General features: G+C 57.4%; 10 protein-coding genes and 1 pseudogene. 7 read left to right on the forward strand and 4 right to left on the reverse strand.

The features are described from left to right. The first annotated feature begins 81 nt into the window (after positions 1 to 81). The 3 genes from ACF0H7_RS05635 to ACF0H7_RS05645 all read left to right on the forward strand — a co-directional run bounded on the left by ACF0H7_RS05635 (position 82) and on the right by ACF0H7_RS05645 (position 2,796). The gene (locus ACF0H7_RS05635; RefSeq protein ID WP_397451805.1) at positions 82 to 525 is read left to right on the forward strand and encodes a hypothetical protein; all 444 of its coding nucleotides are present in this window, start codon (positions 82 to 84) and stop codon (positions 523 to 525) included. A 61-nt stretch (positions 526 to 586) separates the two neighbouring features. Then, positions 587 to 1,471 carry a hypothetical protein gene (locus ACF0H7_RS05640; RefSeq protein ID WP_397451806.1) on the forward strand — a complete coding sequence of 295 codons (885 nt, stop codon included), beginning with the start codon at positions 587 to 589 and terminating at the stop codon, positions 1,469 to 1,471. 422 nt (positions 1,472 to 1,893) lie between these two features. Continuing rightward, positions 1,894 to 2,796 carry a hypothetical protein gene (locus ACF0H7_RS05645; RefSeq protein WP_397451807.1) on the forward strand — a complete coding sequence of 301 codons (903 nt, stop codon included), beginning with the start codon at positions 1,894 to 1,896 and terminating at the stop codon, positions 2,794 to 2,796. Between the two features lie 9 nt (positions 2,797 to 2,805). On the opposite strand, the gene ACF0H7_RS05650 is transcribed toward ACF0H7_RS05645, so the two are convergent. Both ACF0H7_RS05650 and ACF0H7_RS05655 read right to left on the reverse strand, forming a co-directional pair. Further along, a complete protein-coding gene (locus ACF0H7_RS05650) occupies positions 2,806 to 3,885 on the reverse strand; it encodes a diguanylate cyclase (protein WP_397451808.1) in 1,080 nt (359 codons plus the stop codon). A 156-nt stretch (positions 3,886 to 4,041) separates the two neighbouring features. Then, on the reverse strand, positions 4,042 to 5,250 hold the full coding sequence (locus ACF0H7_RS05655) for an MFS transporter (protein WP_397451809.1): 1,209 nt from the start codon (positions 5,248 to 5,250) through the stop codon (positions 4,042 to 4,044). A gap of 114 nt (positions 5,251 to 5,364) precedes the next feature. Here ACF0H7_RS05655 and ACF0H7_RS05660 point away from each other — a divergent pair, with 114 nt between their 5' ends. The 4 genes and pseudogenes from ACF0H7_RS05660 to ACF0H7_RS05675 all read left to right on the forward strand — a co-directional run bounded on the left by ACF0H7_RS05660 (position 5,365) and on the right by ACF0H7_RS05675 (position 9,396). After that, positions 5,365 to 6,267: a LysR substrate-binding domain-containing protein gene (locus tag ACF0H7_RS05660; protein ID WP_397451810.1), complete on the forward strand. Its 903-nt coding sequence runs from the start codon at positions 5,365 to 5,367 to the stop codon at positions 6,265 to 6,267. 171 nt (positions 6,268 to 6,438) lie between these two features. Then, positions 6,439 to 7,170: pseudogene (locus ACF0H7_RS05665) on the forward strand (cache domain-containing protein); the annotation flags it as partial. A 102-nt stretch (positions 7,171 to 7,272) separates the two neighbouring features. Continuing rightward, positions 7,273 to 8,028: a methyl-accepting chemotaxis protein gene (locus ACF0H7_RS05670; RefSeq protein WP_397453838.1), complete on the forward strand. Its 756-nt coding sequence runs from the start codon at positions 7,273 to 7,275 to the stop codon at positions 8,026 to 8,028. A 177-nt stretch (positions 8,029 to 8,205) separates the two neighbouring features. After that, positions 8,206 to 9,396 carry a hypothetical protein gene (locus ACF0H7_RS05675; protein ID WP_397451811.1) on the forward strand — a complete coding sequence of 397 codons (1,191 nt, stop codon included), beginning with the start codon at positions 8,206 to 8,208 and terminating at the stop codon, positions 9,394 to 9,396. A 102-nt stretch (positions 9,397 to 9,498) separates the two neighbouring features. Here ACF0H7_RS05675 and ACF0H7_RS05680 read toward each other — a convergent pair whose 3' ends face one another. Together ACF0H7_RS05680 and ACF0H7_RS05685 are read right to left on the reverse strand one after the other, a co-directional pair. Continuing rightward, a complete protein-coding gene (locus tag ACF0H7_RS05680; protein WP_397451812.1) occupies positions 9,499 to 10,314 on the reverse strand; it encodes an alpha/beta hydrolase in 816 nt (271 codons plus the stop codon). Positions 10,315 to 10,381: 67 nt separating this feature from the next. Beyond that, on the reverse strand, positions 10,382 to 12,949 hold the full coding sequence (locus tag ACF0H7_RS05685; protein ID WP_397451813.1) for an autotransporter domain-containing protein: 2,568 nt from the start codon (positions 12,947 to 12,949) through the stop codon (positions 10,382 to 10,384). Positions 12,950 to 13,056 lie beyond the last annotated feature (107 nt).

Raw genomic sequence — 13,056 nt, forward strand, 5'->3', positions numbered from 1 at the left:
GTATCGGGATAACGGGTGTTGTTTCTGGTTGTAAATGCGTTGTTTTTTAAATGAATCTTTTTGAAAAGTGAGTATTTCGCTATGAGAACACTATTGCCTGCGGTTTTGTTGTTGGTGTCGGTATCCGGCGCTGTGATGGCGGATCAATCGATCACCCGATCGGTGACGCCGTTTTCAATTACGCGGCCGGGGGTTGCCGGCGGCGCGATGTACACGATGAGGATGGCGGACTTTCCGGGTCGGGGGTGGAAGACGCCTCGGTTGAACTCTATTCAACTGCGGACTACCTATTTTCCGAATAGTATCGGGGAGACGGTCGAAGTTTGCTTTATGTCTGTCAGTCAGCGAGGGTTGAATAATTGCATTGATGCCAGCCCGAACGCGCTGATAAAGATTGAGAGATTCAATACGCAGCGATTTGATGTGGGTGTGTCTCTGTACGTTCGGCATCACGCGCAGGACGGGAAGCAGAATAGTCGGCCGGCTGGCCAAGATACGATGACGTTCAATTACAGCTACTACTAAGGTGTAAAACATCACGTCTCCCATTAAGGCGTGATGTTTCCCTATTGATAAGGAGAGCAGTATGTATATTGCAGGTTCGCGATCCCCTGATGTTCAATTGGTTGAACCTTTGCATATGTCAAATGGTACAGGCAACTCGGTCAGCGAGCCTGCAACCAAACAAGTCTCTGCGTACAGGCCTGGAGAATCTGTTTCCATCAGTGGAAGAACGTTATTGATGACGCGCGTGTTCTTTAGCAAAAATCTGAATTTTGAACCCGAAGTTATCAAGGAGTTTAATTTTAAAACGCAAACCGGGTCCTGTGCGTTTTTTTTAAATAAAGAAGATCGTCAGGTGCTCGCCGATATGTACGAGTTCGCCCAAGAGGAAGGGGCCGACTTGAGCTATGTGGATAACCTGGCATTTTCGCTGGGTCGTTATCGACAGTCGGATAACGAAAAATACAAGCAACCTCAAAGCGTTGGAGGAATCTACGATATTGAGGGTCGTAAAATTTTTTACGATTTTACCGATAAAGATGCCGCGACCGCCAAACGTATTTTAGCCAGTGAGTCGCTAAAGACCTCCCGGCTGGATCAGGCATTTATACGGCAGAAGACTAATGTTCAGTATGGGGGGTTGAATCATCCGAATTTCGAATTTATGGAAGCAATGATAGATAAGTTCTCTGCCCGAGGAGATAAAGTGTCGTCATTGAATGGACGGTTTTCTCAGTACAAGTGGGAAAGAGACGTCGTTGAGCGCCTCTCCCAGGAAAGATATCTTGATCCCAAGAAAAAGTCGGGTTCAACGTCAAATAAAAACAAAGGTAAAGCCGTAAATGCGCAATCCACGCAACCCGAAACCCTGAAACAAGCACTACGCCGAATCGTCACCGACTACCTGCGCTTTAGCATGGGCCGGGTCTCCAGCCTCGCCGACTTCCTGATGCGTTCCGGGCGTTAACTCATCATCTCAAGACGTGAACTGTATTGATCTGAACGAGGTGCCTGTATCGGATAATGAGTGCTTTTTCTGGTTGTAAACGTAACGGTTAATAATTTTAAAACTTCGAAAATTGAGTATTTCGCTATGAGAACACTATTGCCTGCGGTTTTGTTGTTGGTGTCTGTTTCGAGTGTTGCGGGAGATTTTTCCGTGACTAAATCCATGGCGCCGGTATCGATGTTGATGCCGGGGCATAAGGCAACTTCAGTGTTTCGACCGATGTCTTCGGATTATCCGAGGGGGCGATGATGATGTCGCGATAGAGGAATGTTTTGTGGAATACGACAATGTTTCCGGGGAGCCTAGGGGAGAAGGTAGAGATTTGTCTGAATACCTCTGGCGATGCGGTCGTCAGAGGTTTTTTGAGATAAGGAATTAATATGAATATTAAAGATTTTTCGGTACAGCCCAATCTGCTATCCCCCTCAGTTCGGGAGAGTGCCTCACCAAAACCTGAGCTATCCTCGACTGCCAATGCCCAGAAGTCGGGCTTGCTTTCTTCGTCGGTATCCATCAGTGGTCAAGCTTTACTAAGGCAGCGCTTGTGGCTTACTAATGATCCGAACTATAGGCTTCCCAGGGTGGCAAACGTGACCCCCGGCGTTCTAAATTCTTCGCCTATGGTTAATTTTCTTACAGTGGGCGATAGACAGCTACTGGGTAAGGTCTACGAATTTGCCCAAGAGCAGGGCGCTGACTTGGGGTACGTCGATTCGTTGGGTTTTGATTTGGCTGATTATCGGGAGCACGATAATGGGAGGTACATGGCTCCCCATAATAAAGGAACTGCGTTCGACGTAGAAGGGCATATGATGTTCTACAGTTTTACTGACAAGGACGCTGCAACAGCAAAGCGTATCTTGGCCAGCGAGGCGCTGAAAACCACGGAGCTGGATCACGGGTTCATACGTCTCTCGTTGGATAAGGACTATGGGCCGATGCGCTATAGTGACTTCGAATTCATGGAGCAAGTCATCAATAGATTCTCTGCCAAGGGTGCGGAAGTACCGCCATTGGGCGCGAAATTTGAGAAGCATGAATATATAGAAAATAACTTTATAAACACTCGGTCCAAAGAAAAGTACGATCTCACCGGGGATACCCCGGTACTGCTAAAAAACAAAACCAACGGAAAGCTAAAAAACATCCGTCAACCCGCAACCATCCCAAGCCAACCCGAAACCCTGAAACAAGCCCTGCGCCGAATCGTTACCGATTACCTGCGTTACAGCATGGGCCGAGTCTCCAGTCTCGCCGACTTCCTGATGCGTTCCGGGCGTTAGTGACGGGGCTTAGATTGCATTGGAGGACAGCAGCGAGCAGGTGTCGAGTTCCAGGGAGGCGAAGTTGATTTTATTGCGGCCGGTGGTTTTTGCCGCGTACAACGCTTTGTCGGCTTCGTTGAGCCACATGCTTGCGTCGGTGAGGTGCGGGCCGTAGTGGGCAACGCCGATACTCAGGCTCATGCCCAGCGAGGGGAAGCGCAGGTCGCGGTAGTTGCTGACGATGATGCGCAGGCGGTCGAGGATTTCAGTGGCCTGGCTGAGTTGGGTATTGGGCAGGATGACGCAGAATTCGTCGCCGCCGTAGCGCCCGGCAAGGTCGGTGTCGCGCAGGTTTTTGATCAGCTCGACACTCAATTGCTTGAGCACGTCATCGCCAACGATATGCCCGTGGGTGTCATTGATGTCTTTGAAGTGATCGATATCGATCAGGGCAATGGTGGTGGAGCGGGCCAGGGCACGGCAGGTGTCGAACTCGATTTGCAGCAGGTCCTTCCAGGCACCGTGGTTGAGCAAGCCGGTCAGGCTATCGGTACGGCTGAGTTTGCCCAGTACATGCTTGTGTTCGGACAGTTTGAGCGCCAGGCGATAGCAGATCAGGCCCACCGCGATGGGGTAAATCACCAACACCGGCAGACAGGTATAGAGCTGCAGCGGGGTATTGATCGACACGAACGGCGGCGACAACAACAGGTACGCGATCACCAGTCCCAGTAACTGACTAGTGCAGCCATGCCAGAACAGGCGCAGACCACCCGTGGCGATGTTATTCAGGGCCATCATCGCCAGAATGCACACGGTTGGCAGCGGATTGAGGCCAATGGCGCCGGCCCAGAAGCCACCGAACAGCGAGTCAAGCAGCACATTGCGCCGCTCTGCCGCGTACGGCTGAGGGGAACGGCGGGATATTTGGTACGCCACATGCGGCCAGACGAAACCGTTCAGCAGCATCACCACCCATACCCACGCGGAGGGGTTCAGGGGATACAGAGCCGCAGCCACGCAAAACGTGCCTAGGCCCAAGCCGAACGCGCGCGGCAAATAGATGCGTTTGGCGAAGGAAATTCCCTTACCTGAATGGCTGTTCATAGCTCCCTTTTGGCGATTTCTTGTCCTGTAGGGACAAAAAGCCCGCCCACAATTACGACATTCCCGAGTGTCGCTTGGTTGTTACGCCGCAGGGAAGAGCCTTTTGCCATTATCGGAAAAAAAAACGCTGCTATCAGTTCCTCAGTAAGCCTGTGTTCAGGATTCAGGCGTTGCACTGACCCGGGCTGTGATCCACGCCATCAGCAGTGCCAGGCCTGCCAGTAAGGTGGAGACGTAGCCGACCATCCCCAGCCCCCATTGTTCGATGGTCAGGCCGCCGATGATCGAGCCAAGGCCGATCCCTGCGTTGGCGGCCGAGACGTTCAAGGTTCCGGCCAGTGCCTGAGCCTGAGGTGCGGCTTTCATCACGCGGATCTGGCAGATCGGAAACAAAGCGGTATGCGCCACGCCCCACACCAGCAGCACCGCTCCGAGCAACGGCCAGGAATCGACGGACGGTACACTGGCACTCATGCCCAACGCCAGCAGCAGGGCGAAGGCCACGGTTGAACCTAACGGGCTGCGGTCGACATACCGCCCGCCCAGCCAGTTACCGATCAAACCCACCGCGCCAAAGCCCATCAACCACCAGCCGACCCAAGCCGAAGACACGCCGGCGATGCGTTCCAGGGTATCGGCGAGGTAGGTGTAGGCGGTGAACATGGCCGTAAACAACAGGACCGACAGCAGCAAATGCGAGATGAAGGCGACGTTGGTAAGGATCTTTGCCTGCTCGGCGAGGCGAACTTTCCGAGTGGGTGCCATGGATGGCATGCAGGTCCACAACAACAGGGCCATTAATAGTGACAGTACACACAGCGCCCAAAACGCACCGCGCCAGCCGACGGCATCAGACAGCACCGTGCCCAGCGGAATACCGAACAGGAACGCGGCGGAAATACCCAGGTAGATCTGCGCCACCGCGCGTCCGGCGCGCTCGGGACCGGCGAGCAAACCCGCGGTCTCGCTGGCCGTGCCCCAGAACACCGGCAATGCCAGCGCCGGTATGAAGCGCGCCAGGGCCAGCACCCAGATATTGCCGGCCAACGCCGCCAAGGCATTCGAGGCGGCGAAGATCAGCACAATGGCGATGAACACCTGCTTGCGGTTCAGATGCGACAGCGACGCCGTGAGAGGCGGGCCGAACAGCATCACGGTAAACGCAAACAGCGTGACCAGCAGCCCGGCGCTGGAAATCGAGATCCCCAGATCGCGGGCCATCGCCGGTAACAGGCCGATGATCAGGAATTCCGTGGTCACGATCACGAAACCCGCCAGCGCAAGAATCGCGATGGCCACATTCGCTCCGCCGGCGCGGACGGGGTTCAGCGAGGCGGTAGAGGCGGTTGAATCCAGGGCAGGCATCGCCATCACTCAGGGTAAAAAGAAGAACGGCAGCTTATTGGAGAAACGGATTCTTATCGCGGGTGATTTTTCCACGCATTATGGAACTCAATTCATCAATAGCAGCGCTTGCCCATGTCGCCCACTGACCGCCTGAAAGGCATTGCCACCTTCGTCTCCGTCGCCAATGCGGGCAGTTTTACCGCCGCCGCCGAGCGCTTGTACCTGAGCAATTCTGCGGTGAGCAAAAGTGTGGCGCGGCTGGAAAATCGCCTGGGCATGCGCCTGTTCGAGCGCACCACCCGTAGTCTGGCGCTGACAGAGGCAGGCGCCACTTACTACGGTGTCTGCACCCGAATCCTCGAAGACTTGGAAGACGCGGAAACAGTGCTTGCGGCCCAGCGTGCGGAACCGTCCGGCACCCTGCGTATCGATCTGCCGACGTCTTACGGGCGCTTGCAGGTGTTGCCGCTGATCCTGGCATTTGCGGCCCAGCACCCGAAATTACGCCCGAACGTATCGTTCACCGATCGCTTCGTCGATTTACTCGAGGAGGGCATCGACCTCGCGGTGCGCATTGGTGGGCAGGACATCTGGCCCGCGGCGGTAGGGCATCGCTGCCTCGGCCAAGAGTGCCTGGTGTTCTGCGCCGCACCGGACTACCTCGCACGCCATGGCACCCCGACCACGACCGAAGCGCTGGCCGATCATGCCAGCGTGCTGTACGGCAAAGCCGATGGCAGTGTCAGCCCCTGGTTGTTCGCCGAGGGCGTCGAGCAATCACCGCCGGGCGCTACACGCATGGTGCTGGGCAATGGCGAAGCACAGATGGCGGCGGTCTGCGCGGGCTACGGTATCGCCCAATTGGCTACATGGTTGATCAAGGAACAGTTGCAGCGCGGCGAACTGGTGGTGATCCTGCCGCATTTGGCGACCCAGGGCCTGACCCTGTACCTGGCCTGGCCGCGCAGCCGCGAATCACTGCCCAAAGTGCACACGTTGGTGGCGCAATTGTCAGCGGTGCTGACCGTCAAATGACGTTACAACTCAATATTTTGCTGCCGAAGTCGATAGACTGAAACATTACCTCAATACTTCCTGAGTGGGACGGACCCGATCGTGGCGCTGAATCTACGTAGCAAAGTTATTCTTCTGGCGATCATCCCGAGCCTGCTGCTGGCCGCCGTGATCAGCGGCATCACCTTTTTGGTGCTGCAAAAGCTGGCCTCGGAAGAAGTCGAGCAGACCCGCACGCTGCTGGTAGACGAGCGCAAACTCTCACTCAAGCACTATCTGGAAATTGCCCAGGCGGCGATCCAGCCGATCTATGACGCCTCGGCACCCGGCGATATGGCTGCGCGGGATAAAGCGGTCAACGTGCTCAAGACCCTGATTTACGATAAGCAAAGTTATTTCTACGGTTACAACTCCGCCAGTATTCGGGTGTTCTGGGCCAACAAAGACCTGGATATCGGCAAGAGCTTTATCGACGCCAAAGATGCCAATGGCGTCTACGTGATTCGCGGTCTGGTCGACGCTGGCAAGTCAGGCGCCCACTACTTCCGCTACGACTGGCCGACCCCGGGCAGCGACAAGCCAGTGCCGAAACTCGGCTACACGGTGTTCCTCGACAAATGGGACCTGGTGTTCGGTACCCAGGTGAACCTCGATGACATCGAAGTCCAGGTGCAGGCCATTGCCACCGATCGCTACAGCCGCATCGGTGTGTACACCGCGTACATCCTCGCCCTGGCCGCCGGTTTGCTGCTGTTGGTGGCAGTGGTTGGCGTGTGGCTGGGCAACAGCATCGTCAAGCCGGTGCTGGCGATCAAACAGAACCTCGATGACATTGCGGCGGGCGATGGCGACCTGACGCGTCGGCTGCCGGTGACCAGTAACGATGAACTGGGGGCGCTGGCGAATTCGTTCAACCTGTTCGTGGAAAAGATCCATGGCCTTGTACGACAAATCGCCGAGATGACAGGGCAATTGACGTCGCTGGTAGGCGATATGTCCTCCCAGGCACAGCGCTCCGAGCAGGCCATGGACCGTCAGCGTCAGGAAACCGATCAAGTGGCCACCGCGATTCACGAGATGTCCACCGCCGCGCAGCAAGTGTCGGCCAGCGCGCAGGGCGCCTCGCAAGCCGCCAGGCAGACCAGTGATGTGGGCGGTCAGGCGAAGAGCGTGGTCAACCAGAGCATTAATAGTATCCACACCTTGATCGAAGACATCGGCCAGAGCAGTTCCTCGCTGGATAACCTGAACAAGGATGTGCAGTCGATTGCCAGTGTGGTCGACGTGATTCGCTCGATTGCCGAACAGACCAACCTGCTGGCGTTGAACGCTGCCATCGAAGCTGCACGGGCGGGCGATGCCGGGCGTGGGTTTGCCGTGGTCGCCGACGAAGTTCGCGCGTTGGCCAGCCGCACGCAAAAAAGCACCCAGGAAATCCACGAAATGATCAGCCTGCTGCAAAAAGGCACGCAGGACGCCGTGGTTGCCATGGGCCGCTCCAGCGAAACCGGGCGCACCACTGGCCAACTGGCGAACCAGGCCGGTGTGTCGCTGGATGCGATTGGCCAGTTGATCGACACCATCAACGACATGAACGCGCAAATCGCCAGCGCCGCCGAAGAGCAAACTTCGGTGGCCGAAGAGGTAAGCCGCAGCATGACTCAAATCGCCCAGGCCGCTGATGACGTGGCCGGCGATGCGCAAAGCGGTGCGCATACCTCGCGTAGCCTGACCGACCTCGGCAATCGCCTCGGCGGGCTGGTGAAGCAGTTCCGTATTTGAATGGCTGATGGCCTCTTCGCAGCCTTCGGCAGCTCCTACAGAGGATCGCATTCCTATGTAGGAGCCAACTTGTTGGCGAGGGCATTTAGACCGACACCGAAAATTTTGCAGCTGCCGTTTCACTCCCGGCCATAACCTAGCCATACTCCAGCCACCTGCTCGCCCAAGGACCGCGCCATGCTCCAGGGATTGTCCCGCTCGCTCATCGCCCTCTGCATGTTCTCGCCGCTCGCGCTCTACGCCAAAGAAGCGCCACACCTCTACACCGGCACGCTGGGGCAGACGCCGATCGTGGTGGAACTGGACTTGAACCTGCCAAGCGAAGTGCTCGGGCGCTACTTCTACGAGAAGTACCACACGGATCTGGCACTCAGCGGCGTGATGAAGGGCAAAGAGCTGACATTGAAAGAAGGTCTGGACGACAGCAGCGGAAAAGTCCTGCCGGAACTGCACCTGCGGCAAACGGCGAATGCCGGGCTGAGTGGCGAATGGAAAACCGCCAAAGGCAAACCCCTCAAAGTCGAACTGACGGAACTGCAGGTCCCGCCACCTGCCGCCACGGCCGACGCCGGTTGGCAAGCGATCTACGCGCAGTCACCCTACGACTACCTGCGCCTTACACAACTGCCGTTGCAGGCCGGCAAAACCCAGAGTTTCATGGGCCACACCCTGCAATGGTGGACTGAACCGCAGTCGAAAATCTCGATGTTCGAAGTCACCGACGGCTACCCCGACGCGGAACGAGCGCGGATCAACCAACTACTGCGCGCCCGCCTGTGGAATGAAGTCACCAGCTATCACGCCTGCCTGCTTCAGGGCAGCCGTTTTGGTGGTAACTTCCTGCAAACGGTCACCCCTGAGCTGCTGTCGCCGAGTATCGTCAGCGTCAGCATCTTCACCAGCTACGACTGCGGCGGCGCCCACCCGGACTTTGGCGACTCGCCGCTGAACCTCGATGTCACGACCGGCAAGCCACTGCTGCTGGAAGACATCCTGTGGGTCGGCGAGGGCAAAGCCTTTCGCTACGACGAGCACGAAACCCACAACGGACAAAACCCGTCGGACGTCACCTTCGACACCTTTTCCGACTACCGCAGTAAATACTTCGCACCCTGGCTGGTCAGCCAACTACAGACTTTTCATAGCGACGACATGAAAAAACCGGCCGCCGAGGACGAAGACAGCTGCGACTTCAGCGACCCGGACATCTGGAACTTCCCCGCCTGGTACTTGCGCCCCAACGGCATCTACTTCGGCCCGTCGTTCGCCCGGGTGATGCGCTCGTGTGAAAGCCCGGATTGGTCGGTGGTGCCGTACAGCGCGGTGAAGCAGCATCCGGGTGGAGTGGCGGTGGCATTGCCGGAGTAGCCCTGCGGTCAGGCAATACACATAACCCCTGTAGGAGCTGCCGAAGGCTGCGATATGGCCCGAGCGGCCTTCGCGATGTAGATTAATCGCAGACTTAGGCAGCTAAAGTCCATCAGTCCTGCCACAAACCACCGGTTTATCCGAATACTCCGCCCAAAGCTGCTCAAACCCCACACTGTGGGTGGCTTTGGCTGACACCATCTGCAGACAATCCCCCTGCAATTGCTCCGCATAGGCGTGCGCAATAGCGGGGGGTACGACCTGGTCATCGAGGCCGATAAAATGTCGCTGCGTAATGTGCCGCAACGCGTCGTGGAATTGTAGGGGCGTCACCGGGTTTTTCAGGGGTGACAGGCCCAGCATCTGAGTCCAGAGCAGCGGGTCGAGGTTGCCCGCGAGTGTCTGCACCTGCTTCACATCGCTACGGGTGGCCGCCAACACCAACGCAACAGCCGCGCCGCCAGAGTAACCAACCAGCTCAAACTGCTCGACGCCATATCGTTGTTTCAAAAAGTCCAGGCCCGCATTCATCGCGCTCATTACCGTGCGGTCAAAGCGGCCTTCGGTCCAGAGCTCCTGAGTGCAATTCGGCCCGCTGACGAACTGGCAGGGGCGCGCAAGGTAGGCAGACGGCTGCTGATCATTGGCGGCCAAACGGGCGGTCAATGAAATCGCCGGCGTCGGGTCGGTGCTGGGTTGGGTACGGGTTGCCCAGGCATGTCCATCGCCTTCGATATACACCCGTAAATGCCTGTGGACACCGGCTCCGGGCAACAACGCTTGCAGCGCGTAAGGTGTCGTGGCGAGCACGGTCGGCGTGAGGGCAGAACCGTGTACGACCTCGCGCAGGTCCACTCGGCTCGCACAACCACCGAGGCCCATGACCACGAGTCCGGCGACGATCCATTGCTTGAACATGGTCTTCCTCTGACAGCCAGATAAGAAAAAGCCCGCGATTATCGCGGGCTTCAACACGTCTAGAACCTCAAAACGCGTACTTGGCCTTGAGCAGTACAGTGTCGGAATCAAACCCGCTTTTCGCCTGATAGGTGTAATTGGCACCCACGGTAAAGGCATTGATCTGATAGTTCACACCGACGCTGCCTTCGTAAGTGTCACGCACCGGCGACGTACCGCTGACCACAAAGGCCGAACCGCCTGCCTGGAAGCTGGAGGTCTGGTTGACCTGATCGCCAATGAAATCATGGTACGCCATGAGGGTTGCCTCGGGTTCCAGCGTGCCATTGAGCAACGGCAGGTTGCCGATCAAGCGAACCCCTGCTCCCAACTCGCCGATTTCGAAGCGTTGCGCATTGTTGTGCAACGCCGCCGAAGAGCCGTGTTCGTTGAAGCTGTCGATTTGCACATTGGCGTAACGTGCCGCCACACGTGGCTCGACTTGCAGATGTTCGCTCACGTCAAAGGTGTAACCGCCCAATGCGCTGAGGCTCAACACGTCGCTGTCGTAGCTGCCTTTGGCGGCGGTACCGGCGACGTAACGCTTGCTGTCGTTGTCGTTGCGGCCATAACTCGCGGCACCATCGACAAACCAGCGATTCAACGCCCAACTGCCGTACAGCGACAGCGCGTTGCCTTGCACATCGGTCTTATTGCCGGTGGCGGAGGTCACGTTAGTGTTGAGGTACGAGTACGCCAGGCCGACGGTGGTGTTTGGGTTGAGCTTGCCGTCAGCGCCCACGGCGATGCCGCTGGCGTTGGCCGAATAACCTGCTACGCCGTCGCGTGAATCCTGATCCAGGCTGCTGTTCAAGCCTTGCACCCAGACCCCGGTTTCCGAAAGCACATCACCGGACGACAGACCCGAACGCAAGCCCGACACACGGCCGAGGATCGCATTGTTGGACATGCCCTGGCTCGACACGGCAGCGTCCACCGCACCACGACTCACGTCCGGTGCCAGGCTCGCCCCCAACTTGGCCAGCTCTTCGTTGCTCGCCGTGTTAGCGAAGGCCTGGAACACCGGGTCGTTGCCCGGCAGCTTGCCCATCACGCCGTTCTTGAAGGTGTTGACCAACAGTTGCGTGGTCGGCGAAGCGCTGGCATTGGCCAGACCCTGATTGACGTCGTTGTCATTCTTCACCGTGACCACGGCATTCACATCATGCCCGTCGACGGTATAACTCGACACACTCAACAGTGACGAAGCGCTGCTCACGGCCAGGCCGTTGTTGACCAGCGTATTGGCCCTGATCAGCGTGTACTGGGTGCCGTTGGCGGTTGGCGTAAAATCGCCCGGGTTGGCGCTCAAGGTCACTTTCGAACCTTGGTCAAACGTCGCCGTGCCACCAACGTTCAGGTAAGGCGAGGAGGGCGTCACACGGTCGGACAGCAACATATCCACGCCCGCGCCACTGCTGACATGCAGGTTGTCGGTGATGCGGGTGCCTTGCTGCTTGAGGTTCAGCGAGCCCGAGGAAATCGCCACATTACTGTCGATCGTTTGGCCGGTGAAATTGGCCTGCCCGGCAATGTTGGTGGCGGTCAAATTCAGCAGATCACCGACGATCGCGCCGCCGGTCCAGTTCAGCGTTGCCAGATTGCCGCCGTCAATCGCCGTGCCCACGCCGCTGATGAGTCCGGCCTTCTGGTTGATCTCGAAGGCGCTTGTTGTGTAGGTATGCCCGACCAGAATGCCCACTCCTTGGGACTGGATCGTGCCGGTGTTGATCAGACCGCGCTGGCCTGACGGCGAAGTCTGGGTGAAGGTGGCGCCGTCGACATCCACGGCCACTGCGTTGGCGCCCATGGCATTGATCGTTGCGCTGTTGTTCAGGGAGTCGATAACCGAGTGCACCGACAGCGAGACCGCTAGAGCGCCGTTACCGTTGGCTTCAATCAGCCCCGAGTTCTCGATTCTGAGAGGGCTGGTGGGTGTCTCGACGTCGAAGCCCAAAGCATTGTTGCCGGTAGCCCGAATCGTTCCGGTGTTGATGATTTTACCGGCGATGTTCAGCGTCACGCCGAAGTGCGAGTCAAGAATCAAGCCCGTGGAGCCATCGCCCTGACTGTCGAGAGTGCCGTTGTTGATCAGATCACCACCGATCGACGTGCCATGCAGGTACATGGCCTCAACGCCATAGCCCGCGCCGACCTGCTCGACAATACGCACCACGCCGTTGTTGATCACCGACCCCGAAATCACGCTATTGCCAATCTCGAAGCCTTCAGCACCATGCACGCCAGTGAACGATATCGTCCCTGAGTTGATCACATCGCCAGCGACGGTACTGCCGGCGGTCAGCCCTGAACTGAAACCAGAATCAATGCCCAAACCAGTCGCCGTGCGAAAAGTGCTGGTAGTAAAGGTGATATCAGCCTGATTGAGGATCGACCCCTGGACCGCAGCCTGTGAGACCTTCACGCCCAGGATGTCAGAGCTGTCGACTTGAACCCGGTGCCCCGTCAGCGTCATCGTCCCGGGAATCGTTCCTGTGAACGTGGTAGGGCCTGTGCCAACGTTATAGCCAGCCGTTGCGAAGGCGTGCGAAGACGCCGCACTGATAACAACAGCCAGTACGGTTTTCTTGAACATGTGATTCATAAACACCCGAGATAAGTGACATCCAGTCGCCGCACAGTGGGCGGCTCGTATATTCCCGGAATGTGTAGCGGCAGGGGGTGGGGAAACTTTAGGGCGGT

This window comes from Pseudomonas sp. NA-150 (assembly GCF_044336365.1).
Lineage (GTDB): Bacteria > Pseudomonadota > Gammaproteobacteria > Pseudomonadales > Pseudomonadaceae > Aquipseudomonas.